This window comes from Mycobacterium sp. E3305 (genome assembly GCF_001666785.1).
Classification (GTDB): Bacteria; Actinomycetota; Actinomycetes; order Mycobacteriales; family Mycobacteriaceae; genus Mycobacterium.
On the sequence record NZ_LZJA01000169.1, the window covers coordinates 1 to 24,853 of the forward strand.

The 24,853-nt window shown below is 70.8% G+C and carries 22 protein-coding genes, 1 pseudogene and 1 riboswitch; of the genes and pseudogenes, 11 read left to right on the forward strand and 12 right to left on the reverse strand.

Going from position 1 to position 24,853, the window contains the following annotated elements; translation table 11 throughout:
• Positions 1-1,423 (forward strand): AAA family ATPase (locus A5701_RS15855; protein ID WP_067755374.1); only part of this gene is annotated, 1,423 nt, incomplete at its 5' end.
• Here the strand turns inward: A5701_RS15855 and A5701_RS15860 are convergent.
• A complete protein-coding gene (locus tag A5701_RS15860) occupies positions 1,397-1,993 on the reverse strand; it encodes a TetR/AcrR family transcriptional regulator (RefSeq protein ID WP_067755376.1) in 597 nt (198 codons plus the stop codon). The genes A5701_RS15855 and A5701_RS15860 overlap by 27 nt on opposite strands.
• A 21-nt stretch (positions 1,994-2,014) precedes the next feature.
• On the opposite strand from A5701_RS15860, the gene A5701_RS15865 reads away from it, so the two are divergent.
• From A5701_RS15865 to A5701_RS15875, 3 genes are all read left to right on the forward strand, one after another.
• Positions 2,015-2,836, forward strand: coding sequence for a hypothetical protein (locus tag A5701_RS15865; protein WP_067755378.1), 822 nt, complete (start codon positions 2,015-2,017; stop codon positions 2,834-2,836).
• Positions 2,837-3,059: 223 nt separating this feature from the next.
• Positions 3,060-4,421, forward strand: a complete 1,362-nt coding sequence (locus A5701_RS15870) for an MFS transporter (protein ID WP_067755381.1) — start codon at positions 3,060-3,062, stop codon at positions 4,419-4,421.
• A 19-nt stretch (positions 4,422-4,440) separates the two neighbouring features.
• Entirely contained in the window at positions 4,441-5,370 is a 930-nt protein-coding gene (locus tag A5701_RS15875; protein ID WP_067755384.1) for an SDR family NAD(P)-dependent oxidoreductase, read from the forward strand.
• 23 nt (positions 5,371-5,393) lie between these two features.
• Here A5701_RS15875 and A5701_RS15880 read toward each other — a convergent pair whose 3' ends face one another.
• The 7 genes from A5701_RS15880 to A5701_RS15910 are packed head-to-tail and all read right to left on the reverse strand — an operon-like array spanning position 5,394 to position 10,538.
• Complete coding sequence (locus A5701_RS15880) at positions 5,394-6,209, reverse strand: enoyl-CoA hydratase/isomerase family protein (RefSeq protein ID WP_067755386.1); 816 nt, start codon at positions 6,207-6,209, stop codon at positions 5,394-5,396.
• On the reverse strand, positions 6,206-7,228 hold the full coding sequence (locus A5701_RS15885) for a TIGR03617 family F420-dependent LLM class oxidoreductase (RefSeq protein ID WP_067755390.1): 1,023 nt from the start codon (positions 7,226-7,228) through the stop codon (positions 6,206-6,208). Before A5701_RS15885 ends, A5701_RS15880 begins: the two co-directional genes overlap by 4 nt.
• Before the next feature lie 16 nt (positions 7,229-7,244).
• Positions 7,245-7,871 carry an LON peptidase substrate-binding domain-containing protein gene (locus A5701_RS15890; RefSeq protein WP_067755393.1) on the reverse strand — a complete coding sequence of 209 codons (627 nt, stop codon included), beginning with the start codon at positions 7,869-7,871 and terminating at the stop codon, positions 7,245-7,247.
• The gene (locus A5701_RS15895) at positions 7,871-9,001 is read right to left on the reverse strand and encodes a glutamate--cysteine ligase (RefSeq protein ID WP_067755396.1); all 1,131 of its coding nucleotides are present in this window, start codon (positions 8,999-9,001) and stop codon (positions 7,871-7,873) included. The genes A5701_RS15890 and A5701_RS15895 overlap by 1 nt, the downstream gene beginning before the upstream one ends.
• On the reverse strand, positions 8,991-9,710 hold the full coding sequence (locus A5701_RS15900) for a superoxide dismutase family protein (protein ID WP_067755400.1): 720 nt from the start codon (positions 9,708-9,710) through the stop codon (positions 8,991-8,993). Before A5701_RS15900 ends, A5701_RS15895 begins: the two co-directional genes overlap by 11 nt.
• Before the next feature lie 24 nt (positions 9,711-9,734).
• Positions 9,735-10,211 carry a LytR C-terminal domain-containing protein gene (locus A5701_RS15905; RefSeq protein WP_067755403.1) on the reverse strand — a complete coding sequence of 159 codons (477 nt, stop codon included), beginning with the start codon at positions 10,209-10,211 and terminating at the stop codon, positions 9,735-9,737.
• 18 nt (positions 10,212-10,229) lie between these two features.
• Positions 10,230-10,538, reverse strand: a complete 309-nt coding sequence (locus A5701_RS15910; protein WP_007167558.1) for a DUF3263 domain-containing protein — start codon at positions 10,536-10,538, stop codon at positions 10,230-10,232.
• Between the two features lie 201 nt (positions 10,539-10,739).
• Between A5701_RS15910 and A5701_RS15915 the strand changes: the two genes are divergently transcribed.
• The 5 genes from A5701_RS15915 to A5701_RS15935 all read left to right on the forward strand — a co-directional run bounded on the left by A5701_RS15915 (position 10,740) and on the right by A5701_RS15935 (position 18,072).
• On the forward strand, positions 10,740-11,333 hold the full coding sequence (locus A5701_RS15915) for a peptide deformylase (protein ID WP_067755406.1): 594 nt from the start codon (positions 10,740-10,742) through the stop codon (positions 11,331-11,333).
• Positions 11,333-12,043 carry a GCN5 family acetyltransferase gene (locus A5701_RS15920; RefSeq protein WP_067755407.1) on the forward strand — a complete coding sequence of 237 codons (711 nt, stop codon included), beginning with the start codon at positions 11,333-11,335 and terminating at the stop codon, positions 12,041-12,043. Before A5701_RS15915 ends, A5701_RS15920 begins: the two co-directional genes overlap by 1 nt.
• A gap of 110 nt (positions 12,044-12,153) precedes the next feature.
• Positions 12,154-12,960 carry an exodeoxyribonuclease III gene (locus A5701_RS15925; RefSeq protein ID WP_067755423.1) on the forward strand — a complete coding sequence of 269 codons (807 nt, stop codon included), beginning with the start codon at positions 12,154-12,156 and terminating at the stop codon, positions 12,958-12,960.
• 214 nt (positions 12,961-13,174) lie between these two features.
• Positions 13,175-13,636 carry a hypothetical protein gene (locus tag A5701_RS15930; RefSeq protein WP_067755425.1) on the forward strand — a complete coding sequence of 154 codons (462 nt, stop codon included), beginning with the start codon at positions 13,175-13,177 and terminating at the stop codon, positions 13,634-13,636.
• Positions 13,637-13,686: 50 nt separating this feature from the next.
• Positions 13,687-18,072: a cation-translocating P-type ATPase gene (locus A5701_RS15935; protein ID WP_156670108.1), complete on the forward strand. Its 4,386-nt coding sequence runs from the start codon at positions 13,687-13,689 to the stop codon at positions 18,070-18,072.
• Here the strand turns inward: A5701_RS15935 and A5701_RS29355 are convergent.
• Positions 18,038-18,115, reverse strand: a pseudogene (locus tag A5701_RS29355) (hypothetical protein); the annotation flags it as partial. The gene A5701_RS15935 and the pseudogene A5701_RS29355 sit on opposite strands and share 35 nt — an antisense overlap.
• A gap of 63 nt (positions 18,116-18,178) precedes the next feature.
• Between A5701_RS29355 and A5701_RS15940 the strand changes: the two are divergent.
• The gene (locus A5701_RS15940; RefSeq protein ID WP_139273001.1) at positions 18,179-18,454 is read left to right on the forward strand and encodes a hypothetical protein; all 276 of its coding nucleotides are present in this window, start codon (positions 18,179-18,181) and stop codon (positions 18,452-18,454) included.
• 6 nt (positions 18,455-18,460) lie between these two features.
• On the opposite strand, the gene A5701_RS15945 is transcribed toward A5701_RS15940, so the two are convergent.
• The 3 genes from A5701_RS15945 to A5701_RS15955 form a co-directional block, all read right to left on the reverse strand.
• Complete coding sequence (locus tag A5701_RS15945; RefSeq protein ID WP_067755415.1) at positions 18,461-22,309, reverse strand: SpoIIE family protein phosphatase; 3,849 nt, start codon at positions 22,307-22,309, stop codon at positions 18,461-18,463.
• Positions 22,306-22,662: an STAS domain-containing protein gene (locus A5701_RS15950; RefSeq protein ID WP_067755417.1), complete on the reverse strand. Its 357-nt coding sequence runs from the start codon at positions 22,660-22,662 to the stop codon at positions 22,306-22,308. The genes A5701_RS15945 and A5701_RS15950 overlap by 4 nt, the downstream gene beginning before the upstream one ends.
• Before the next feature lie 100 nt (positions 22,663-22,762).
• Positions 22,763-23,413 carry a PAS and ANTAR domain-containing protein gene (locus A5701_RS15955; RefSeq protein WP_067755429.1) on the reverse strand — a complete coding sequence of 217 codons (651 nt, stop codon included), beginning with the start codon at positions 23,411-23,413 and terminating at the stop codon, positions 22,763-22,765.
• Positions 23,414-23,573: 160 nt separating this feature from the next.
• Positions 23,574-23,684: riboswitch (TPP riboswitch) on the forward strand.
• Between A5701_RS15955 and thiC the strand changes: the two genes are divergently transcribed.
• Positions 23,677-24,853 (forward strand): phosphomethylpyrimidine synthase (thiC, locus tag A5701_RS15960; RefSeq protein WP_067755419.1); only part of this gene is annotated, 1,177 nt, incomplete at its 3' end. Its footprint overlaps the riboswitch before it by 8 nt.

Sequence of the window (24,853 nt, forward strand, 5' to 3'; positions counted from 1 at the left end):
GGTGTCCGGCCCGGCCGGGGTGGGCAAGGTGACGCTGGTGCGCGCGGTGTGCGACGGCCGCAGGCTGGTCAAGCTGGACGGTCCCGAGGTGGGCGCGCTGACGCCGGAGGACCGGCTCAAGACCGTGAGCTCGGCGGTGCAGGCCGTCCGCGACGGCGGCGGCGTCCTGCTGATCACCGACGTCGACGCCCTGCTGCCGGCCACCCCCGAGCCGGTGGCCGCCCTGATCCTGGGCGAGCTGCGCACCGCCGTGGCGACCGAGGGCGTCGCGTTGATCGCCACCTCCGCGCGGCCCGACCAGCTCGACGCGCGGCTGCGGGCGCCGGACCTGTGCGACCGGGAGCTCAGCCTCCCGCTGCCCGACGCCGGCACCCGCAAGGCGCTGCTGGAGTCGCTGCTGAAATCCGTGCCCGCGGGCACCCTCGACCTCGACGAGATCGCCGCGCGGACACCGGGTTTCGTGGTCGCCGACCTGGCCGCGCTGCTGCGGGAGGCCGCGCTGCGGGCGGCCGCACGCGCCAGCACCGACGGGCGCCCGCCCGAGCTGAACCAGGAGGACCTGGTCGGCGCGCTGACCGTCATCCGGCCGCTGTCCCGGTCGGCCAGCGAGGAAGTGACCGTCGGCAACGTCACCCTCAACGACGTCGGCGACATGACCGAGGCCCGGCAGGCGCTGACCGAGGCCGTGCTGTGGCCGCTGCAGCACCCCGACACCTTCGCCCGCCTGGGCGTCGAACCGCCCCGCGGCGTGCTGCTGTACGGGCCACCCGGCTGCGGCAAGACCTTCGTCGTGCGCGCGCTGGCCAGCACCGGGCAGCTGTCCGTGCATTCCGTCAAGGGCTCCGAACTGATGGACAAGTGGGTGGGCAGCTCGGAAAAGGCCGTCCGCGAACTGTTTCGGCGCGCCCGCGACTCCGCCCCGTCGCTGGTGTTCCTCGACGAGATCGACGCGCTCGCGCCCCGGCGCGGGCAGAGCTTCGACTCGGGCGTGACCGACCGGGTGGTGGCCGCGCTGCTGACCGAGCTCGACGGCGTCAACCCGCTGCGCGACGTCGTCGTGCTGGGCGCCACCAACCGGCCGGACCTGATCGACCCGGCGCTGCTGCGCCCGGGCCGGCTGGAGCGGCACGTCTTCATCGAGCCGCCCGACGCCGCCGCCCGCCGCGAAATCCTGCGCACCGCGGGCAAATCCGTCCCGCTGAGCGACGACGTCGACCTCGACGAGGTGGCCGGCGGGCTCGACGGTTACAGCGCCGCCGACTGCGTGGCGCTGCTGCGCGAGGCGGCGCTGACCGCGATGCGGCGCTCGATCGACGCCACCGACGTGACGGCCGCCGACATCGCAGCGGCGCGCCAAATCGTGCGCCCCTCACTGGATCCCGCGCAGGTGCAGGCGTTACGGGCGTTCGCCGAAGCTCCGTAGCACCGCCAACGCCGACACCGCGACGTCGTCCTCGAGCCAGCGCGGCATCGGATCGTCGTAGGCGTGGCGGCGGACCACGGCATAGGGCAGGTCCGCGACCGCCCGCGCGACGGCGTCGACGGACCGGGGCCTGTTGTTTCCGTACAGCTGCCGGGCCAACACCGCGATCCGCTCGGTCAGCGGCGCGTTCATCGCGGCCAGCGTCCGCTGGAACGCCGCGTCGGGCTCGTCGTCGAGCAGGTCGCCGGGCCGGATCGTCAGCAGCAGCCGGGCGTCGTCGGGCAGCTCGCGCGCGAAGCCGACGGCGGACACGGCCATCGCGACGGCGGTGTCCGCCGGCGTCTCACCGTCCGCGGCCAGGGCGCGCGCCTGGAAGCGTTCCAGCGCGCGCAGCCACGCCGCGGTCAGGATGCCGTCGCGGTTGCCGAACCGGTGATACAGGGTGCCCGCGGGCGCGCCGCTGGCCTTCGCGATCGCCGCGACGCTGGCCGCCCGCGGCCCGCCGTCGAGCACCAGCGCCCGGGCGGCGTCGAGGATCACATCGGTTTCATGCTTCCGCGGAGGCGCCACGATCTAGTATGGTCCTTCTATATGGAACGATTACCCTATATCGATGAGCATGCCATAACCGTGGACGCGGGGCGCGCGGACACGTGGTCCGCGCTGCTGCGGGTGATGTGCCGGGATCCCGGCGACCCGTCAACCGTGCCAATCGGTTTCGTCCTCGACGAGACACGGCCGCCGGAGCGGTTCGCGCTGAAGGGCCGGCACCCGTTCGCGGTGTATCGGTGGGTGTTCGAGCTGGAGCCGCTGGCCGGCGACCGCACCCGCGTGCGCGCCACCACGTGGGCGGCCTTCCCCGGCCTGCACGGACGGATGTATCGCGGCCTCGTCATCGGCACCGGCGGTCATGCGGCGGTGACCCGCGCGACGCTGAACCGCGTTGCGGCTGCGGTGCTTAACGAGCGGTCCAGCGCGACCGCATCCGACTACACCGACGTCTTCGAGGCCGCGATCCAGCCCGGCGACACGCGCTCGGCCGAGCAGATGTTCCGCGACGCGCTGGGCCGGGAAGCAGACGGAGGCGCCGTGCGGTGGCTCCACCGCCACGTCTTGAGATTCAACCTCGCGACGCATCCGTCGCCCGATCACCCCATCGGCTGGTCGGTCGCCCGCTCGGATCACGACGAGTTCGTCCTTACGGCGAGCGGGCCGCTGATGCGGGGCGAACTGGCGCTGCGACGCCAGGACGGCCTGCGGGCCACACTCACCACTCGCGTGCACTACCGCCGCAAGACCGCCGCCCGGACGGTCTGGGCCGTCGTTGGTCCCCTGCATAGGGCCATCGCACCGCAGCTGGTGCAACGGGCCACCCGCGACGGCGGACGACGGGCGCACGCACACCACAGCTGATCCGCAGTCGGCTTGTAACCCCGTCGTATACATCTTCTCGAAGACGGTTGCCGGATCACGGGATTCGGCGGCCGTCGAGGAGGAATCAGATGAACGACGACGGCGGCCGCACCGTGAGACCGACATGATTGCATTGCAGCCATCTCCCGCGGTCGCTGTCGCCGCGCCCACGGCCCGGGGTGGGCTGCAACGATTTCGAAACGTCGCCCCAACCAGCCGGGTCATGGTCGTGGCAACCATGGTCTCGATGGTCGCCTTCCTCGACACGACGGTGGTGAACCTGGCGCTGCCGGCCACCGCGCGCGACCTCGGCGGCGGGCTCTGCCTGCAGCAGTGGATCGTCGACGGTTATCTGCTGGCGCAGGCGGCCACGATCCTGCCCGGCGGCTCCCTGTCCGACCTGTTCGGGCGGGTGCCGGTGATCCGCCTGGGACTGGTGGCCTTCGGGACGGGTTCGGTGCTCGCGGCCGGCGCCCCCACGCCGGTGATGCTGATCGCCGGGCGCATCGTCCAGGGTCTCGGCGCCGCGTTTCTGGTGCCCGGGTCGCTTGCGTTGATCAATTCGACGTTCGATCGCGGGGAGCGCGCGACGGCCATCGGCACCTGGACCGCGTGGACGGGCACGGCGTTCGCGCTCGGCCCGCTGCTGGGCGGCCTTGCGGTCGACTTGCTGAGTTGGCGATGGATCTACGTCCTGTCGGCCGTTCCGATGGTCATCGGTTTCGCGTTGACATTCTGGCTGCACCCGATGCCGCGGCCGGCCCAGCGCGTCCGCGTCGACGTCACCGGTGCGGTCCTGTCGGCCGTGGGGCTGGCCGCCACGGTGTATGCCCTGATCGAATCGCGCGAGCACGGCTGGTCCGATCCCCGCGTCGCCGCCTCGCTGTGTGTGGGCGTCGCCGCGCTGGTCGCGTTTGCGGCGTGGCAGCGCCGCGCCCCGCACCCCCTGGTGCCGCTCGGGCTGTTCCGGATTCGCAATTTCGCGGGTGCCAATGTGACCACCGGCTTCGTCTACGGCGCCATCACGATGGGCGCGCTGGCGGTCGCTCTGTACACGCAGGAGGTCGCCGGTTATTGCGCGACCGTCGCGGGATTGGCCACGCTACCCACGCCGATCATCTCGTTCCTGTTCGCTAAGCGCGTCGGCAGGCTCGCCGCACGCATCGGGCCTCGGATCTGTTTGACGACGGGCCCGCTGCTGGCCGGGTTGGGGCTGCTGCTCATCCGTCCCGGTCACGGGTTCAACATCGTCACGCACCTGCTGCCCGGGACGATCGTGGTGGCCGTCGGTTCGGTGCTCACCCTGACGCCGCTGGCCGCGGTGAATCTGTCCTCGGTCGACGCGGCCCGCAGCGGGGTCGCGGCGGCGCTGCAAAACGCCGTGGGCAGGACGTCGGCGCTGGGTTCCGTTGCCTGCGTGGGCCTGATCGCGGCCGGCACGCTGACGGACGCCAGCTTCGCGCGGCTGCTGCACGTCGCCGCCGGCCTGTACTTCGTCGGCGCGCTGGTGGCCGGTCTCTTGGTCACCGGCCGCATCCATCCCGTCGAAGAGGTCCCCCGCAAAGTCGCCGTCGGCGTGGCCTGACCGCATACACTCTGGCCGCATGACCGAACGCCGCACCGCCGTCGATGTCGTCAAGGGAATCGACCTGTCCGGCAAGACATGTGTGATCACCGGTGCGTCGACCGGGCTGGGCCGCGAGTCGGCCCGAGCGTTGGCCGCCGCCGGCGCGCACGTCGTCCTGGCGGCGCGCAACCATGCCGCCCTGGCCGAAACGGTCGGATGGATAGCGCAGGACCTACCCGGCGCGCGTACCTCGACCGTGCATCTCGACCTGACCGCGCTGTCGAGCGTTCGCGCGGCGGCCGCGGCGATCACCGACATCGCGCCGGCGATCCACGTCTTGATGAACAACGCCGGGGTCATGTTCACCCCGTTCGGGCGGACGGCGGACGGGTTCGAAACCCAGATCGGGACAAACCATTTCGGCCATTTCGAGCTCACCCGGCTACTGACGCGTCCGTTGGCCGCCGCACAGGGCGCCCGGCTGGTCGTGCTGTCCTCCGGCGGGCACATCATGGGCGACGTCGACTTCGACGATCCCAACTGGGAGCGCCGCGACTACGACAAGTTCGTCGCCTACGGCGCGTCCAAGACGGCCAACATCCTGTACGCCAGGGAGGCCGACCGCCGCCTGCGCGACGCGGGCATTCGCGCCTTCGCCGTCCATCCCGGCACCGTGGCCACCTCGCTGGCGCGCTACATGTCCCACGAGGATTTCTCCAACCTCCGCAGGCTCGTCGCCGCCAACAGCGCGGCGCGCGGCGAACCGAGCGACGGCCGTCTCGACTTCCTCACACCGGATCGGGGTGCGGCCACGCAGGTCTGGGCCGCGGTCAGCCCGCAGCTCGCCGGCCGGGGCGGGCTGTACCTGGAAGACTGCCGGATCAGCGACGGGCTCGCCCCCCACGCGCGCGACGACCAACGCGCGGCTGACTGGTGGGCCCTCTCCGAGCGGTTGTGCGCGATCTAGTAGCACAGCCCGACGATGCGGGATTACCGGCTCGGCGGCAGCGGCTCCCACTCGCTCGCGAGCCGCGCGGTGAAGGACGGCGGCCGGCGCTCGAGGAAAGCGGCGACCCCTTCGCGCGCGTCGGCGGTGCCCATCACCCGTTGGTGCAGCCGGGTTTCCAGAGCCGCGACCTGGCGCGGGGTGTAGCCGTTGATCGCGGTGTCCCACAGCAGCCGCTTGCACAGCGCCGCCGACATCGGCGCCACGTTGACCGCGATGTCGCGGGCCACCGCCACCGCGTGGTCGAGCACTTGGTCGGCGGGCAGCGCCCGGTTTGCGATGCCGAGCGTCACCGCCTCGGCCCCGCCGAAGGTCCGCCCCGTCAGCAGGATGTCCGCGGCCACCCCCAACGTGGTCAGCTGCGCAAGCGTCCAGTGCGCCATGCAGTCGGGGAGCACTCCCCGACGGACCTGCACCACACCGTATTTCGCGTCACCGGCGACGATGCGCAGGTCCGCCTGCAGGGCGATGGTCAGCCCGATGCCGATCGCGTGGCCGTTGACGGCGGCGATCACCGGCTTGCGCAACTCGAACGCGGCCGGGGTGATCGGTGACGCCGAGAATTTCTCGCCCGGGGCGTCGAAAGGGCTTGTCTCGCCGGAGAAATCCGCCCCGGCACAGAATGCGCGCCCGGCCCCGGTCACGACGATGGCCCGGACGTCGTCGTCACCGTCGCAGTCGGAGTAGGCCCGGCCCAGCAGCGCGCCCATCTCGGCGGTGTAGGCGTTGAGGCGCTCGGGCCGATTCAACGTGAGCACCGCCACGCCCGCGTCGACGTCGACGGTGAGGTCGGAACTCATCGCAGCGCCGGCGTGCGGTGCAGGGCGCCGATCAGGTCCGCGACGTCCGCGGCGGCCGGCGAGTAACCCGGGAAATAGCAGCACACCTCGGCGGCGCGCTCTCCGAACCGGGCGGCGATCTGCCGTGCGCACTCCTCGGGCGTGCCGACGATCCCGATCCGGGCCACCATCTCGTCGCCGACGAGCCGGCGCATTTCGGGGAAGCGGGCCTGTTTGGACAGGGCATTCAGCTCGGGCTGGACGTCGGCCCAGCCCTCGGCCTCCAGCACGGGCAGGTAGGCCGGCGTCGAGCCGTAGAAGGAGATCAGCGACGCCACACCGTCGATCGCGGCGGCCAGGCCCGCCTCGTCGCGGCCGACGGCGACCATGGCCTGCACGACGATCTCGAAGTCCTCGGCGGATCGCTTGGAGCGCCGCAGGCCCTCGTCCACGGCGGGGAGGGTGCGTTCGGCGAAGTGGCGGGCGCTGTTGAACGGCATCACCAGCAGCCCGTCAGCCACCTCGGCGGCGGTGCGCGTCATCACCGGGCCCAGCGCCCCCAGCAGCACCGGCGGCGGCCCGAACGGGTTGGGCCCGGGATTGAAGTTGGGCGCCATGATGGTGTGGGTGAAGAATTCGCCGCGAAAGTCCAAGCGGGCGCGGCCTTCCCAGGCCGCGAAGATCGCCTTAATCGCCGAGACGGTTTCGGCCATCCGGGCCGCGGGCCGCTCCCACCTACTGCCGTAACGCTTTTCGATGTGGGCCTTCACCTGCGAGCCGAGGCCGAGCCGGAACCGCCCGCCGCTGTAGAGCTGCAGGTCGTAGGCGGCGTGCGCCAGGTGCAGCGGGCTGCGGGGCGGCGCGATCGCCACGTTCGTCATCAGGTCCAGTCCGGTGGTGCCGGCGGCGAGGATCAGCGGGAAGAACACGTCGTGCTGGCCCTCGAAGGTGAACAGGCCGTCGGCTCCGGTCGCGGCGATCTCGGCGGCGCTCGCCGCCGCGTCCACCGGTGAGCCGTCGACCTGCAGATGTACCTTCATCTACTCCCCTGTCGCGTCATTCGGAAAGCTGGAACTCCACCACCTCGGCGAGCGCGTCGACCGCCTCGCGCAGCGCCGCCAATCGCTCGGAGGCCGACGGCGCCGACAGCACCGTGTAGAGGTCGGCCGTGCCGATGGGGATACGAGAGGCCAACGCGTACAGGCGTTGTCCGGGATCGCCGGCCGAGTCCTCGCCCAGCAGCGCCGCGCGGTCGGGCAGCGCCACGTCGCGCGCGTCGGCGATCCGCTCGAACAGCGCCATCACCCTGTCCTCGACCTCGACCAGCTGGGCGGCCGTGACCGGATCGCCCGGCTCGTCGGGCCACGCGGTCACGGTCGCCCGCGGGTAGGGGTCGTCGGGCAACCACTCGGAGACCCGGATCCGTTCGCCGGTCCGGCACTGCATGGAGTACCGCCCGCCACCGTGGTCGACGCATTCGGTGATCTCGGCCAACACCCCGACGTCGTAACGCACCTCGCCGCCGCCGACCTCGCGTCCCCGCGAGATCAGCACTACACCGAACGGGTCGCCGGTGTCCAGGCAGTGCCGGACCAGCGCGCCGTAGCGCGGCTCGAAGATCCGCAACGGCAGGTTTTGGTCGGGCAGCAGCGCCGACTCCAGCGGGAACATCGCCAACTCCATCAGATCTCCAGCTCGGCCACCAGCGCGTCGACCACCGCCCGCAGGTCGCCATCGTGTTCCTCGGCCACCCGGCGTTGCCGTTGATAAGAGGCGCCCACCCTGGGGATCTCGGCCACCGCCGCCAGCTCGTCGACGCAGTCCAACGATTTCGCCACGGGCTCAAGCCGATTCAGCACGTCGTCGAGGTCCTCGGTGACGAGCCGCTCGTTGCTGTCGGCGTCCTGGATGATGATGGCGTCCAGCCCGTAGCGGGCCGCGCGCCACTTGTTCTCCTGGTTGTGCCACGGCGGCATGGTCGGCAACGTCTCGTCGGCTTCCAGCCTGCGGTCCAGGTCCACCACCAGGCAGTGCGTCAGCGCCACCAACGCGCCCAGCTCCCGCAGGTTGGACACGCCGTCACAGATCCGTACCTCGAGGGTGCCCAGGTGCGGCGAAGGCCTGATGTCCCAACGGACTTCGTCGACGTGATCGATGATGCCGGTCTTCTTCTGGTCGTAGACGAACCCCTCGAACTCCGGCCAGGTCTGGAACTGGAACGGCAGGCCGGCGGTGGGCAACTGCTGGAACATCATCGCGCGGTTGCTGGCGTACCCGGTGTCCACCCCGGTCCACCACGGTGAGGACGCCGACAGCGCCAGCAGGTGCGGGTAGTACTTCAGCAGGGACGTCATGATCGGCATCACCTTGTGCGCCGAGGAGATTCCGACGTGCACGTGCACGCCCCAGATCAGCATCTGCCTGCCCCACCACTGCGTGCGCTTGATCAGTTCGGCGTAGCGGGGCGCGTCGGTGAGCTTCTGGGTGGACCACTGCGCGAACGGGTGGGCGCCGGCGCTGAAGAGTTCGATGCCCCGGTCGCGGACGATCCGCTGCGCGGGCCCGAGGGTTTCCCGCAGATCCTCCATGGCCTCGCCGGTGGACCTGCAGACGCCGCTGACGACCTCGACCGTGTTGCGCAGCAATTCCTTGTGTACGCGCGGGTTTTCGCCGATCTCGGCGATCACCGCGGTGGCCTCGTTGCTCAGGTCGCGGGTCTGCGCGTCGACGAGCGCGAACTCCCACTCCACGCCGAGGGTCGGCCTCGGTGACCGGGCGAAATCGATGCGCGCGTGGGCCCTGTTAGCCGGCACCGATCACACCGCACGCGACCCGCTTGCCGGCGTCACCGGTGCTCATCGTCATCTGGTCGGGGCCCGGGGTGCCGTTGGCCTGGTTGTACCGCTCCGGCGGGATGTTGGCGAAGTTGTCGGCGCCGGCGTGGATGATGATCGCCGTCTTCTGGCCGCTGAGCAGGTCGTCCATGGCGAAGGCGTCCGTCGTGGTCATCAGCATCCCGGACCCGTCCTTGCGCACCTGGAGCGAGGTGAGGTCACCGCTGGCGGGCTCGGCGGCGTGCCCGGGCGTCTGGAAGTGCCCGCCGGCGGACAGGAAATCGCCCGGCGCGCCACCGGTCGGGGCGACGGAGTTGGGCTCGCACTTGCCGACCTTGTGGATGTGCACCCCGTGGAAGCCGGGCGAGAGCACCCCGTTGGCGGTCGTCTCGATGGTGACCGTGGCGTAGCCGTTGTTGAACTGGAACGAGGCGGTCGCGACCTGGGTGCCGTCGGGCGCCTTCAGGTGGGTGACGATGCTCGGCCCCGACGGCGCGGCGACGGGCCCGCCCTCCGGCGTGCCGGTTCCCGACGGCGCCGGCGAACCGGTCCACACCGCCGGCGTGGTGCCCGGGGACGTCGAGGCGTGCTGGGGCGACGAGCACGCGCCGAGCAGCGCGACCGAAGTTGCTGCGGAGAGCGCGGAAATGGTGACGGCGGCAGTGCGGTAACCAGCGAGCTGAGGCATAGCGGAAGCCTAGCCGCTGACGGGTCAACCCGTAACGAGGACGATGACCCCGGGCGGTTGCCCGGTCAGCGCCGGGATGCGCGGTTCGACGGGCGCGCCCAGGATTTTGCCGACCGCGTCCGCGGTGGCGTGCTCGTCGTCGGCGTCGGTGTAATACACCGTGGTGGCCGAGACGTCGGGCACGGTCAGGTTGTCGACTTTGGTCACGTTGAAACCGCCGGCCGTGAGCTGATCCTTGGTGCGCGACGCGACGCCCTCTTTTGTCGAGATGTTGTACACCTGCACCTCGGACCGGTTGGCCGCGGGCTTAGTGCTGGTCGGCGTGGCCGACGTGCTGGTGGCGGACGACGTGGACACCGCCGAGGCCGAGTCGTCCTCGGAGCTGCCGGACGACCCCAGCGCCTGCCAGCCGAGCAGCAGGAATACGACCCCCAGGAACAACAGCACCATCACCATCGCCCGCAGGGGCAGCCCCGTGGAGTCGGGGACTCGCTCTTTCATCGAGCCCACTGTAGCGAGTCAGGTCACCTCGAAGCCGAGGCGCCGCGCCGCCCGCGCCTTCTGCCGGCTGGCCCGCAGCCGCCGCAACCGCTTCACCAGCATCGGGTCGGCGGCCAGCGCCTCCGGCCGATCGACGAGCGCGTTGAGCACCTGGTAGTAGCGCGTCGCCGACATCGAAAACAGCTCTTTGATCGCTTCCTCTTTTACGCCCGCGAATTTCCACCACTGACGTTCGAAGGCGAGGATGTCGTGTTCGCGGCGGGTGAGGCCATCTGCGATCTCGGCATCGTCCCCCGATCGATTTGCCCGCGCCATGGCGCTGTCCATATAGCTTCCCCTGGACCCTTCCGGCGATTCTCGGCTGCTGTAGATGACTTGACTTACCTGAGGGCGTGTTTCGGCGAATATTGAATCACGGCGCAAACCCTCAAGCCGTCATCCAGACCCGCGAGTCGGCCGATTGGCTCAGATTGCCCGGAGAACACGGCCGGCTTCCGCCCGTGCGGGCGTGCGGTAGCTTAGCCGACCATGGCAGTCGTACCGATCCGGATCGTCGGGGATCCGGTCTTGCACACCCCGACGCAGCCGGTGCCGGTCGGCGCCGACGGATCGCTGCCGCCGGACCTGGCGGAGCTGATCGCCAACATGTACGACACCATGGATGCCGCACACGGAGTCGGCCTGGCCGCCAACCAGATCGGCGTCGGGTTGCGCGTCTTCGTCTACGACTGCGCCGACGACCGGGGCCGGACCGACCGGCGCCGCGGCGTGGTCGTCAACCCGGTGCTGGAAACCTCCGAGATCCCGGAGACGATGCCCGATCCGGACAACGACGACGAGGGCTGCCTCTCGGTCCCCGGCGAGTCGTTTCCCACCGGCCGCGCCAGCTGGGCGCGCGTCACCGGCCTCGACGCCGACGGCAAGGCCGTCGAGCTCGAGGGCACCGGCCTGTTCGCGCGCATGCTGCAGCACGAGACGGGGCACCTGGATGGCTTCCTGTACCTGGATCGGCTGATCGGTCGCCACGCCCGCAGCGCGAAGCGCGCCGTCAAGTCGCACGGCTGGGGCGTTCCCGGGCTGTCGTGGCTGCCGGGCGAGGGGCCGGACCCCTTCGGTCACTGATGTTCTCGTGGCCGGAGTTGGGCACGCGGGTGACGCTGCGCTACCGGCGGCCCCCGGGCTCGGTCCCGCCCCTGACCGACGCCGTGGGCCACCTGCTGGCGGTCGACCCGGTGGTGCGGGTGCGGACCAAGACGGGCGCGGTCACCGAGGTGTTGCCCGACGACGTGGTCGCGCTGCGGGTGCTGACCGACGCCCCGGTGCGCACCTCCGAAATCCGGGCGCTGGAGCGCGCGGCCGCCGACGCGTCGCCCGGCGTGGAACGCGCGTGGCTCGATGGCTGGCTGCTGCGGGCCGGGGAACACGTGGATTTCGCTGTGCCGCTGGATGTTTCGGCCCGAGCAAGCGCCATGGCGGCGATCGCGGACTGGTATGAGCGCCGCGGCATGACGGCGCGCCTGGCGATACCCGATCGCTTGCTGCCGCTGCCGCCGGGGCTGAGCGCCGAACGCACGGAACGCGTCTTGGTGCGTGACGTCTCGGCGCCGGCGCGGCACGGCACGCGCTGGGTGGGCCTGCCGGCGGCCGGCGACGACCCGGCCACCTACGAAGCGCAGTTGGCCCTGGCCGCGGCGCGCGGCGCGACCCGGGCCTATCTGGTCGTTGCGGACGATGACACCGGCATGCTGCGACTGGCCGACGCGCTGGGCTTCCGGGCGCACCACAGCCGCCGCTACTTTCCGGCCCGCTCCCCCGCCTGGGATACCGTCTAGCGATGCATGATGGCGGCGACCCGCAGCGCCCGGCTTCGCCGCCCTTGCGATCGCCGCAGATTGATGGCGGCGACCCGCAGCGCCCGGCTTCGCCGCCCTTGCGATCGCCGCTGCGGCTGGCCACCTGGAACGTGAACTCGATTCGCAGTCGCCTGCCCCGCGTCCTCGACTGGCTGGCGCGCGCCGACGTCGACGTGCTGGCCATGCAGGAGACCAAATGTTCCGACAGCCAATTTCCCACGCTGCCGTTTTTCGAACTCGGCTACGAGGTGGCGCATGTCGGCTTCAATCAGTGGAACGGCGTGGCGATCGCCTCGCGGGTGGGCCTCGACGACGTGCAGATCGGATTCGACGGTCAGCCCACCTGGAGCAGCAAACCGGAGGTGGCCGCGACGGCCGAAGCCCGCGCGCTGGGCGCCACCTGCGATGGCGTCCGGGTCTGGAGCCTGTATGTGCCCAACGGCCGCGCGCTGGGCGACCCGCACTACAGCTACAAGCTGGAATGGCTTGCCGCGCTGCGTGATACGGCGGCGGGATGGTTGCGTGACGACCCCACCGCGCAGATCGCGCTGGCCGGCGACTGGAACATCGCCCCGACCGACGACGACGTCTGGAGCACCGAATACTACGTCGGCGCCACCCACGTCTCCGAGCCGGAGCGCCGGGCGTTCGGCGCCATCGTCGAAGCCCAATTCACCGACGTGGTAAGGCCTTTCACGCCCGGTCCGGGGGTCTACACGTACTGGGACTACACCCAGCTCCGGTTTCCGAAACGGCAAGGCATGCGCATCGACTTCATCCTGGCCTCACCGGAATTGGCCACCCGCGTGACGGACGCCCAGATCGTGCGCGACGAGCGCAAGGGAAAGGCCGCCAGCGATCACGCACCGGTGCAAATCGACATAAGGCGAGGCTAAATCGCGTTGAACTCGTTCGCGCCGCGCCCATAACCAGGTTAAGCTCAGGCAAATTAAATGCGACTGCTCGTTGTCTGCGCGTTTGCAAGGTGGCAGGCTTTGATTTTGTTAGAACCGACGAACAGTGTTTTTTTGCCGTTAACGACGCGTTCAGCGGGTATAGCTCACCGGTGACGCGCGTTCGCGGCAAGGGCAGGAAAGCCAAGGAGTAATGATGAGTGTCATCGGCGGGGCAGTCCGAGGGGTGGGTCAAGCGGTGAATCGCGCGGCAAGCGCGACGACCGCGGCCGCCGGCGCCGTGGGTGGCGCGGCGGTGAACGGAGTCATCGGCGGCGTCACCGGGGCCGCCGAGGGCATCAAAAAGGGAATGAGCAGCGGCAGCCACTCGACGCCCGCGGCCGCGGTGGCCATCGGCGCGCTCGGCGTCGCGGGGCTGGTCGAGTGGCCGGTGCTGTTGGCGGTGGGCGGCGGTGCCCTGTTGCTGCAACGGCTGAGCCACCGGAACGGATCGGGCAACCCGGCGCCCAAGGCCAGCCTCAAGGCCGTGCCCGCGGAACCGGCGGAGCAGAAATCGGCGCCGCAGAAGGCGGCGCCACAGAAGGCGGCCGGCAAGTCGACGGCCAAGAAGGCGGCCGGGCGCCGGGCGGGCGGCACCGCGCTGCGTAGCACCAACTAACGGGACCGTTCGAAGCCGCTTTGAGCATTGCGACAGCGATACAACGATCTATGCCGTTGCGCGCCGTCGCGACGGGCATCCAGGCCACCACCTCGCTCGTCGAGGCCGGCATCACCATCGCCGCGATTCCGCTGCGCGAGGGCGCAAGGGCGATCGCGGGCGATCTGCCCCAGGAGAGTCCGGCAACACTGAGCCGCCGCTGCTGGCGCGGCGCCGAACGCGCCTGGATCGAGGTGCGGGGGCTGGACGGCGCTTCAGGTGACGAGCTCGGACGCTCGGTGCTCGACGCGCTGCTGGCCCACCCCGGGGTCGCATCCGCCGTCCTGAACTATCCGCTGTCGCGCGTCGTGGTCACCGTCTGCGACGCGGACACCTCGCTGCGCGACCTGTGCCGCATCGTCGACATCGCCGAGAAGCGTTGCGGCGCAGCCGAACCGCTGGCGCCCCCGACGAGCCTGCCGGGTGACGGCGTGGTGCTGGCGACCCGGGCCGCCACCGCGGCCGCCAGCGCGGCCGGGCTGGGCCTGGCGCTGACCGGCCGCGCGCTGCGCTGGCCGCGGATGCCGATCGGCGTCCTGGCGGGCGTGGTCGCCGTCGACTACCAACCGTGGCTGCGCCGCCTGCTCGAAGACCGCATCGGCCGGCCCGCGACCGACACGGCGCTGACCCTGGCCCTGACGGCCGCGGAAACCGTCACCCAGTCCCCCGCCTCGTTGTCCGTGGGCCTGCTGATGCAGTCGCTCAAGGCCGCCGAATGCCGCGCGGAGGCGCGCGCCTGGGTACACCACGAACCTCAGCTGGCCGGCCACGCCGACCATCCGCGCACCGACCCGTCGGCGGCGGCCAAGCCGCCGCGCGGCAGGCCGGACGACCACCACGCCGGCCGGTTCGCGCTCGTCCAGGCGGTCAGCGCCGGGATCGTCGGCGCCACCACCCGCAACCTCAACCAGGCGGCCCTGGCGGTCCTCGTGACCACCCCGGCGGCCAACCGCACGACGCCGGAGGCCTTCGCCGCGGCGCTGGGCCGGGGGCTGGCCGACCGGCACGCGGTCCTGGCGCTGCGCCCGGAGGCGCTGCGCCGCCTGGACCGGGTCGACGCGATCGTCATCGATCCCCGGGTGTTGTGCACCACGAGCTTGCGGGTGTCGCTGATTCGCGGCGCTTCCGAAGCCGAGCTGCCCGCCGCGTGGTCGCGCGCCCAGCTGATGCTGGAGAAGAACCGGTTGCGCCCGGGCTGGCATCCGGTGCCCGCGATATCGCCCAGCGCGCCGGACGCGGAAGTCGAGGCGCTGTTCTGCTTCACGCACGACCCGTTGGCGTCGGCCGTCGTCGGCGAGGCACACCGGACGGGATCGGAACTGGTTTCGGTCGAGGACGATTCGCTGGGCGAGCTGCGGCCCGCGTTCGACGAGATCCGGCCGCTGGGGCGGGGTTCCGTCGACGACGCGCTGGCCGGTGCCGTGGCGGACCTGCACGAGGCGGGCCGCACTGTCGCCGTGCTGTCATCGCCGGGGGCGCAAGCCATTTGGTCTGCCGACGTGGCGCTTGGCATGATGCCCGAGCCCGGCGACGGTCCCCCGCCGTGGTACGCCGACCTGCTGCTGCCCGACCTTGGGGCGGCCTGGCGGGTGCTGCACGCGCTCCCGGCCGCCCGGGCCGCCGCCCAGCGCGGCGTCGGGATCTCGGCGGGCGCAACGGCGATGGGCTCGCTGCTGATGATCCCCGGCGTCCGAGGCATCGGGCGCGGGCCGGTGACCAGTGGCGCCGCGGCCGGCGCGCTGTCGGGATACCTGCTGGCGCGCGGCATCATCCGGGCGGACACGCCCCGCCCGGCCCCCGTTCAGGAATGGCATGCGATGGCCGTCGAGCAGGTCCGCCGGGCGTTGCCGCCACCCGAGTCGGAGCCCGACGGCGACCCGAGGCGCCTGGCGCTGGCCACCCTCGGGGCCCCACAGCCGGAAACGCGCGCGCATGCCTTCCTGCAGTTCGTGGCCGCGGTCCGCGCCGAGCTGACCGACCCGCTGACCCCCGTGCTGGCGCTCGGCTCGGCGGCCAGCGCGGTGCTCGGCTCGCCGGTCGACGCCGTACTGGTCTTCTCGGTGCTGGCCGGGAACTCCATGCTGGCGGCAAGCCAGCGGCTGCGCGCCGAAAACCGGTTGAATCACCTTCTTGCACAACAGATCCCACCGGCCCGCAAGGTAATCGCCGACGCTGACGGGGAGCGGACGTATGCCGACGTCATCGCGGCGCAGCTCCAGCCCGGCGACGTCATCGAGGTGCGCACCCACGAGGTGGTGCCCGCCGACGCCCGGATCATCGAGGAGGTCGACGTCGAGGTCGACGAGTCGACGCTGACAGGTGAGTCGCTGTCGGTGGAGAAGCAGGTGGAGCCGACACCGGGCGCCGCGCTCGCCGAACGCCGCTGCATGCTGTACGCGGGGACGACCGTCGTCGCGGGAACCGCGGTGGCGGTGGTGACCGCGGTCGGGGCCGACACCCAGGAACGCCGCGCCGCAGAACTGGTCTCCGGTGACCTGTCGTCGGACATCGGCCTGCAGCATCAACTGAGCCAGCTCACCAACCGCGCCTTCCCGGTCAGCATGACCGGCGGCGCGCTGGTCAGCGCGCTGGCGCTGCTGCGGGGCTCGGTGCTGCGCCAGGCGGTCGCCAGCGGCATCGCCATCGCCGTGGCGGCGGTGCCCGAGGGCATGCCGTTGGTGGCGACGCTGGCGCAGGCGGCGTCGGCGCGGCGGCTCACCAAATTCGGCGCGCTGGTGCGCGTCCCGCGCTCGGTGGAGGCGCTCGGCCGCATCGACGTGGTCTGCTTCGACAAGACCGGAACGCTCAGCCAGAACCGGTTGCGGGTGGCCGAAGTGGTTGCGGCGCCGAGCGCTTCGCGCGAGGAGGTGTTGCGCTGCGCCGCGCACGCCGCCCCGCCGTCCAACGGCGGCCCGCACGCGCACGCCACCGATGTCGCGATCCTCGAGGCCGCCGCGTCCGTCAACGGCCACAGCTCAAGCGCACCCGTCGCGCACCTGCCGTTCCGCTCCGGCCGGTCCTTCTCGGCCTCCGTGACGGACACCGAACTGGCCGTCAAGGGCGCCCCCGAAGTCGTGTTGGCCGCCTGCGGCGACGTGGGCCCCGCCCTGGAGGAGACGGTGGCCTCGATGGCCGGCCGGGGGCTGCGGGTGATCGCGGTGGCGCGGCGGCAGCTGAGTTCCGCCCAGGCCCAAGCCATTCGGCAGGATCCCGACGAGATCGCCGACTTCGCCCGCGACGGGCTGACGCCGACCGGGTTCCTCGGCCTGTCCGACACACCGCGCGCCGAGGCGGCGGGCCTGCTCGCGGATCTGCGCCGGCTGTCGGTGGGCGTCAAGCTGATCACGGGCGACCATCCGATCACCGCCCAGGCCATCGCCGAGGAGCTCGGGCTCAGCGTGACCGCCGAGCAGGTGATCAGCGGCGCCGAGTGGGATGCGTTGTCCCGCAAGGATCAAGAGCGCGTCGTGACCGAGCGGGTGATCTTCGCCCGGATGACACCGGAGAACAAGGTCCAGGTCGTTCAGACCCTCGAGAGCGCGGGGGTGCGCACGGCGATGGTCGGGGACGGGGCCAACGACGCCGCCGCCATTCGGGCGGCCACGGTCGGCATCGGCGTCGTCGCCGGCGGCAGCGACCCGGCGCACATGGCCGCCGACGTGGTACTGGTCGACGCCCGCATCGAGGGCCTGCTGCACGCCATCGAAGAGGGACGCCAACTTTGGCAACGGGTGCAGGCCGCGGTGTCCGTGCTGCTCGGCGGCAATGCCGGCGAGGTGTTGTTCGCCATCGTCGGCAGCGCGATAACCGGGACCTCACCGCTGAACACGCGGCAGCTGCTGTTGGTGAACATGATGACCGACGCGCTGCCGGCCGCGGCCCTCGCGGTGAGCAAGCCCAGCGGCCCGGTCGACCCGGGTATCCGGGGCCCGGATCAGCCCGCGTTGTGGCGCGCCGTCGCCATTCGCGGGGTCACCACGGCGGCCGCGACGACGGCGGCGTGGGCGATGGGCAGCGTCACCGGCCGCCCGCAGCGCGCGTCCACCGTGGCGCTGGTCGCGCTGGTGGGCGCCGAGCTGGGTCAAACGCTGCTGGATTCACACGCCCCGTTGGTGGTGTTCACCGCGGTGGGATCGCTGGCCGCGATGGGAACGCTGATCAGCATCCCCGTGGTCAGCCAACTGCTGGGATGCACACCGCTGGGTCCGGTCGGCTGGGCGCAGGGGCTGGGATCCGCCGCTGCGGCGACCGTCGCGATCGGGATTGCGAATCGTGCGCTGACGGGTCCGGACAAATCCGTCGCGGCCCCCGGTGAGGTGGGTGAACCTCTACGACCCCGGCCCGCCACAGCAGCGCATAGAGTTCCTGTAACGGCACCTTCAGCACCCGAGCAATAGAGGAAACTAGCGGATCGCCCCCGGCGTCGGTCATCGTCGACATAAGTCCGACGGTGGCCGCAGCACCCGGCGAGGCGGCAAACCCTTCGTTACTGAAAGGCAAATGATGGCGGAAAAGAAGTCACGCAGGGGAACGTCGCAGCGCGAGGCGGTGGAAAAGATCCGCGAAGGCGAGACGTTCGTCGTCAACCTTCCGGTCGTCGGCCAGATGGAGATTCCGCGGCCGGAGCAGCTGGCCTACTTCGGGGGCCTGGCCGCCCTGGCGGCGTTCGAACTCATCGACTGGCCGGTCGCCGTGGTCATCGCCGCTGGACACTTCCTGGCCGCCAACCACCACAACAAGCTCCTCGAAGAGCTCGGCGAGGCGATGGAAGAGGCCTGACCAGGCCTAACCGCTCCGGACGGCCCGGTCGAACCGCAACGTGACCCTGGTGCCCCCCGCGGTGCGCAGCGTGTCGACGTGATCGGCCAGCCCGCCGATCAAGGTCAGACCGCGGCCGCGCCGCCGGCTGCGCAGGCTGGCCGAGGAATCGCCCACCCACCGGCCGGTGTCGCTGATCGTGACGGCCAACGTGTGCTGGCGCAGGAAGGCCTCCACGGACACCGTCCGGCGCGGCTCGCCGTCGCTGCCGTGCTCAATCGCGTTGGTCACGGCTTCGCCGGTCGCCAGCAGGATGTCCAGCTCGCGCTTGGGGTCGACGGCCATGCCGGCCAGCCAGTTGCGTAGCCGGTCGCGCGCGACGGGAATCTGCCCCGGCGCAGCCGTGACCACGGTGGCGAAGCTGCGTGGGGTCTCGTGGCACGCCCGCAGCGCGAGCAGGACGACGTCGTCGCGGTAAGCGGTGGGCGGGGCCATCCGGGACAGCACCTCGGCGCAGACCGACTCGACGGGAAGGTCGACGCAGTCCGCGGCCGCGGCCCGCAGCCGGGCCAAGCCGTCGTCCAGCGTCTCGCCGACCCGCTCGATCAGGCCATCGGTGTACAGCAGGATCAGGCTCCCGGGTGGCAGGTTCGCCGTCGCGGTGGCGTCGGCCGGGTAGCTCTCGGCGTCGTGTTCCTTGATGGCGACCGGCAGGCGCCGGCCCGCGGTCAGGAACAGCGCGCGACGGTCGGGGTACACCACTAGCGGGTAGGGGTGGCCGGCGCAGCTGTAGCTGACGGTGGCGCAACCGGTGTCCGGCTCCGTCTCGACGAGGGCGTAGGCCACCGTCGCGCAACGCGCCCCCGCGACGCTGGCCCCGTACCGGTCCAGCGCACCCAGCACCGCGCCCGGTTCTCCCGCCGTCAGGGCCGAGGCCGCCACCGCGGCGCGCAGCCTGCTCATCACGATCGCGGCGGCCAACCCGTGGCCGACGACGTCGCCCACCGATATCGCGACCCGGTGGGTGCGATCCAGCGGCGTGACCGAATACCAGTCCCCGCCTACGCGCATCGCCTCGCCCGCGGGCTGATACACGGCGGCCACCACCGCGGCCGTCGAGCCGCGGTCCAGGTCCAGCAGCTGCTCCTGGAAGTCGACCGCGATGCGGTGCTCGCTCGCCAGGACGCGGACCCGGTCCACGGCCGAGGACGTCAGCTCGGCCATTCGGCCGAACGCATTGAGTTCGGCGGCGTCGAATTGGCGCGGCGTGGGCCACAGCAGGGCAAGCACCCCGACGACGCGATCCGCGTGATCCCGCAACGGGTGGGCCACGCAGGCGCGAACGCTGCCGGCGGTGTCCTGCACCGCGTGCTGGTAGCGCGGCGGCAGGTCGAACGTGTCCGGGACCACCATCGACTCGCCGGTGCGCACGACGTCGGCGCCGACCACCGGGGAGTCGAGCGTGGTCACGTGGTAGCGGTCGCGCAGTTCGCCGGGCAGGTGGCCGGCGTATTCGAACCGGATGTGGCGTTCGCCGTCGAAGATGCCGATCGTGACGGTGGCGGCGTCGGCGGAGCCGAACGAGGATTCCAGCAAGGCGTCGAGGATCCCGGCGACCGTGTCGGCGGCCTGCAGCGCGGAGTCGAGCAGCACCAGGTCCGACGCCGCCGCGCGACGCTGGCGGTCGCGCTCGCGCGCCACCGCGGCCAGCCGCGACTTCACCCGGTCGATCAGCTCCTGGGAGCGGAACGGCTTGGGCAGGTAATCGTCGGCGCCACCGGCGTAGCCCTCGTCGATCGCCTCCGCCCCCGCCCGGGCCGACAGCATGAGGACCGGCGTGGCCGCCAGTTGCGGATCCGCGCGGATGGCCGCCACCAGTCCGAAGCCGTCGATGCCGGGCATCATGACGTCGGTGACGACCGCGTCCGGGCGCAGCTTCCGTGTCATCGCCAGCGCCGACTCTCCGTCGGCGGCGAGCACGGTCTCCCAATGGGCCGACAGCACCCGATCGAGATGGTGCCGCATGTCGGCGTTGTCGTCGGCGATGAGCACCAGCTGGCGCGACCTCTCGGGCGCGGGAGCCGGCCCGTCGCCCCCCGAGACGGGCGTGAGCCATTGCCGGGCCTCGGCCACATAGGGGTTGCTCTCGTCCAGCTGGCTGGCCGTCGCCTGATCCGCCTCGGTACCGATCGATCGCGGCAGCCGGACGGTCACCGTGGTCCCCCGGTCCAGTTCGCTGTCGATCTCCACGGTTCCGCTGTGCAGCTCGACGAGCCCGCGCACCAGCGAGAGCCCGATGCCGGTGCCCTCCACGCTCCGGCCGCGCAGGTTGTCCGCGCGGTAAAAGCGGTCGAACAGGCGGTCGAGGTCTTCGGCGGCGATCCCCACGCCGGTGTCGCGCATGGTGACGACGCAATACCCGGGCTCGGCACGCACCTGGACCGAAATCGAGCCCCGCAGCGTGTATTTCACCGCGTTGGACAGCAGGTTCAGGATGATCGTCTCCCACATGCCCGGGTCGACGTCGGCCAGCACCGGGGAACAGTCGACGACGAGCTCGAGCCCCGCCCGGCGGCAGAGCTCGGTGAACGACGACGCGATGTGGGCGGTCAGCGCACCGACATCGGTGCATGCCAGCTTCGCGTTCGCGCGGCCGGCCTCGATGCGGGAGAAGTCGAGCAGCGATTCGACCAGGCGCTGCAGCCGCCGCGCGTTGCGGCCCGCCGTGCTCAACCGGTCCGCCAGCACGCTGTCCGGCGCCGCGTCGGACAGCGCGTCGTCGAGCGGCCCGAGCAGCAGCGTCAGCGGCGTGCGGAACTCGTGGCTGACGTTGGTCAGAAACGCCGTCTTCGCCCGGTCCAGCTCGGCCAGCGCGTCGGCCCGCTGCCGTTGCTGCTCGTAGGAGACAATCTGCGCGAACGTCGACGTGAGCTGGTCGGCGAGCAGCTGGCAGAAGCCGCGGTACTGCGTGTCCAGCGGGCGGCGGGGACTGAGGCCGACCACCAGCGCCCCCGCGGCCGCCGCCTCGCCGAGCGGCAACACCAGGCCCTGTCGGGGACATTCCTCGCCGAAAAGCTCCGCGATACCCGGGACTACATCCTCGAGCCGGTCGATGACGCGCGCCGCTCGCGCACGTGGCGTCTTGTCCCAACCGGTGAGCTCGGCCAGCGAGCCCGGCAGCAGGCGGCGGACGGCGGGCGTCGCCCCGCGCAGCGTGCTGTTGCGCGCGCCCTCCCCGTCGCCTGCCACATAGACGGCGATGAACGGCAGGTCCAGCGGTTGTGCCCCACAAACCGCGACGGCGCTACTCACCGCGTCGTCGATGGCGCGCGCGTCCATGACGGCGGTCGCCACCGCGTTGAGCAGGTGCAGCCGCCGCCCGCTCAAGACCCGGTCGGTCGTTTCGATCACCGCGCAGAAAATCGCGGTGACCGGGCCCTCGCCGCCGATGATGGGGCTGTAGGTGAACGTGAAGTAGCGCTCCTGCGACTGACCGGCCGTCATCAGCGGCAACATCAGGTCGTCGGACCACGTGGCGACGCCGGTCTCCATCACGCTGGTGAGCATCGGCGAGATCTGCGGCCAGATCTCCGACCACACCTGCTCGGCGCGCGAACCCAGGGCGGCTGGGTGTTTGTCCCCCAGGATTTGCGCGTAGCCATCGTTGTACATCAGGAACAGGTCGCCAGGGCAGAGCCAGAGCACGATGGGAAACCTCGAAGTGAGCGCGACCGCCACGGCCACCCGTACCTCGGCCCGCCAGTCGGCGGGCGACCCCAACGGATGGGAGGCCCAGTCGAATTCGGCGAACCGGCGGCCCATCTCCCCGCCCAAACCGACCGCAGCCGCAAGATCGGCCGGCAGCGCCGGGGTCATTGCGGTCGCTTGTGTTGCAGCGCCTCGGACAGCGTGGGGTAGATGTCGAAGATGCGGTCCAGCTCGGTCACCTGGATAGGGCGAAGCACGGGGTCGTGGTCCGCGACCAGCCTGACTGGCGTGCCCGCTTCCTTGCCCGCGTCGTGGCACTCGAGCATGGCGTTCAGCGCGGCGCTGCCGAAGAAGTCGACCGCTTGCAAGTCGACGACGACGAGCCGGGCCGGGTGTGACTCGGCCAGCTTGAGCGCGGCGTTCAGCTGGGCGTTGACCTCATCGACGGTACTGGAGTCGACACCACCCTTGACGCGCACCACAACCGCGTCATCGAGAGACTCGTGTTCCACCGCCAACAACTTCTGTGCCTTTCGCAACCGTTCCGACGCGGTGCGCGCCGCTCGCAGTGCCTAGGAACACTAACGGTTTGCGGGCCGGCGCGTTCGCGTATTCCACTGGTTACCCAACGGACTCGTCGGATATCCGTTCATGCACCGTCAGCAGGACGTGATCAAACTGACTCTGCACCGCGGATGTGGCGCCGTCCAACGTGGTGACCTCGGCGAGCAGTTGCCGGGCCAGCGACCGCAGCTTCACATTGGTCTCCTGCGACCGCCACTGCAGCACCCGGAAGGCCTGCTCGGCGCTGACCCGATACACGTACATCAGCACCCCCTTCGCCTGCTCGATCGCCGCGCGGCTTTCGAACAGGTCGGGCAGTGCCTCGTCGAGCACCTCCTGCCGGGTCTCGTCCAAGGTGTTGGTGAGGTCGATGTAGTAGCCGGCGGTGCCCACCACGGCGCCCGACTCGTCGTGCATGCGGTCGGCCACCACGATCGCGTCGTGGACTCTGCCCGCCGTGTCGAGGAACCGGTGCCGGCTGGAGAACGACTCCGCGGACTCGAGCGCGTAGTCGAGCACCTCCTGGACGTGCCGACGGTCGTCGGGGTGCTTGTGCGACAACAACAGCTTCGTCGTCGGCTCGACGGTCCCCGGTTCGTATCCGTGCATCCTGGCGACCTCGTCGGACCACTCCCAGCGCTCGCCGATGAACCAGAACCGGAAGGCGCCGACGTTGAGATAGCGGGCGACCGCCTCGACGGGGCCCAGCTGTTGGCCGCGGGCACCGGCGGGTGTCGACCCGTCCGTCTCCCCTTGCTCTTGCACGTTTGCATTTTTCCATTCGGCGGATAAACCCGGCTACCGCCCCGGCGGATTGGCCGCCCACCTGCCGAGTGGCCTGGGGTGGGGGTAACGTCGCGGGCGGAACATCCAAATACGCGGGAGCGCACGTCGAATGCGCTGAGAGGACGGCTTGCGGCCGTCGACCGTACGAACCTGACCGGGTAATGCCGGCGTAGGGAGATGAAGAAATGACCGATGTACTTTCCAAAGCCGTCGAGGCGTCCGTCACCACGGGACCGATCGCGGGCAGCAGCAAGGTCTACCGCGAGCTGGACGGCGGTGCGCGCGTGCCGTTCCGGCGCGTGCACCTGTCCACCGGGGACCACTTCGACCTGTACGACACCTCTGGCCCGTACACCGACCCGGACGCGGTGATAGACGTGACGGCCGGGCTGCCGCCGCGGCCCGGGGTGGTCCGCGACCGCGGCACCCAGTTGCAGCGGGCCCGGGCCGGCGAGATCACCGCCGAGATGGCATACATCGCCGCCCGCGAGGACATGCCCGCCGAGCTGGTGCGCGACGAGGTCGCGCGCGGCCGCGCGGTGATCCCCGCCAACCACAACCACCCCGAGATCGAACCGATGATCATCGGCAAGGCCTTCGCGGTGAAGGTCAACGCCAACATCGGCAACTCCGCGGTGACGTCGTCGATCGCCGAGGAGGTCGACAAGATGGTGTGGGCCACCCGCTGGGGTGCGGACACCATCATGGACCTGTCCACCGGCAAGAACATCCACGAAACCCGCGAGTGGATCCTGCGCAACTCCCCCGTCCCGGTCGGCACCGTGCCGATCTACCAGGCGCTGGAAAAGGTCAAGGGCGACCCGACGGAACTGACGTGGGAGATCTACCGCGACACCGTGATCGAGCAGTGCGAGCAGGGCGTGGACTACATGACCGTGCACGCCGGCGTGCTGCTGCGGTATGTGCCGCTGACCGCCAAGCGGGTCACCGGGATCGTGTCGCGCGGCGGCTCGATCATGGCGGCCTGGTGCCTGGCACATCATCGGGAGTCGTTCCTCTACACCAACTTCGAGGAGCTCTGCGACATCTTCGCCCGCTACGACGTCACCTTCTCGCTCGGTGACGGGTTGCGGCCGGGCTCCATCGCCGACGCCAACGACGCCGCGCAGTTCGCCGAGCTGCGCACGCTGGGCGAACTGACCAAGATCGCGAAAGCCCATGGCGCACAGGTGATGATCGAGGGCCCCGGGCACGTCCCGATGCACAAGATCGTCGAGAACGTGCGGCTCGAAGAGGAGCTGTGCGAGGAGGCCCCGTTCTACACCCTGGGCCCGCTGGCCACCGACATCGCACCGGCCTACGACCACATCACGTCGGCGATCGGCGCGGCGATCATCGCCC

What these genes read in the sequence shown, in the direction of transcription:
- A5701_RS15880 (WP_067755386.1), bottom strand. Translation starts at nt 6,209, where the DNA reads ATGAGTTCCGACCTCACCGTCGACGTCGACGCGGGCGTGGCGGTGCTC.
- A5701_RS15870 (WP_067755381.1), top strand. Translation starts at nt 3,060, where the DNA reads ATGGTCGTGGCAACCATGGTCTCGATGGTCGCCTTCCTCGACACGACG.
- A5701_RS15885 (WP_067755390.1), bottom strand. Translation starts at nt 7,228, where the DNA reads ATGAAGGTACATCTGCAGGTCGACGGCTCACCGGTGGACGCGGCGGCG.
- A5701_RS15940 (WP_139273001.1), top strand. Translation starts at nt 18,179, where the DNA reads ATGGCGGAAAAGAAGTCACGCAGGGGAACGTCGCAGCGCGAGGCGGTG.
- A5701_RS15890 (WP_067755393.1), bottom strand. Translation starts at nt 7,871, where the DNA reads ATGGAGTTGGCGATGTTCCCGCTGGAGTCGGCGCTGCTGCCCGACCAA.
- A5701_RS15875 (WP_067755384.1), top strand. Translation starts at nt 4,441, where the DNA reads ATGACCGAACGCCGCACCGCCGTCGATGTCGTCAAGGGAATCGACCTG.
- A5701_RS15920 (WP_067755407.1), top strand. Translation starts at nt 11,333, where the DNA reads ATGTTCTCGTGGCCGGAGTTGGGCACGCGGGTGACGCTGCGCTACCGG.
- A5701_RS15905 (WP_067755403.1), bottom strand. Translation starts at nt 10,211, where the DNA reads ATGAAAGAGCGAGTCCCCGACTCCACGGGGCTGCCCCTGCGGGCGATG.
- A5701_RS15910 (WP_007167558.1), bottom strand. Translation starts at nt 10,538, where the DNA reads ATGGACAGCGCCATGGCGCGGGCAAATCGATCGGGGGACGATGCCGAG.
- A5701_RS15935 (WP_156670108.1), top strand. Translation starts at nt 13,687, where the DNA reads ATGCCGTTGCGCGCCGTCGCGACGGGCATCCAGGCCACCACCTCGCTC.
- A5701_RS15865 (WP_067755378.1), top strand. Translation starts at nt 2,015, where the DNA reads ATGGAACGATTACCCTATATCGATGAGCATGCCATAACCGTGGACGCG.
- A5701_RS15945 (WP_067755415.1), bottom strand. Translation starts at nt 22,309, where the DNA reads ATGACCCCGGCGCTGCCGGCCGATCTTGCGGCTGCGGTCGGTTTGGGC.
- A5701_RS15930 (WP_067755425.1), top strand. Translation starts at nt 13,175, where the DNA reads ATGAGTGTCATCGGCGGGGCAGTCCGAGGGGTGGGTCAAGCGGTGAAT.
- A5701_RS15900 (WP_067755400.1), bottom strand. Translation starts at nt 9,710, where the DNA reads ATGCCTCAGCTCGCTGGTTACCGCACTGCCGCCGTCACCATTTCCGCG.
- A5701_RS15915 (WP_067755406.1), top strand. Translation starts at nt 10,740, where the DNA reads ATGGCAGTCGTACCGATCCGGATCGTCGGGGATCCGGTCTTGCACACC.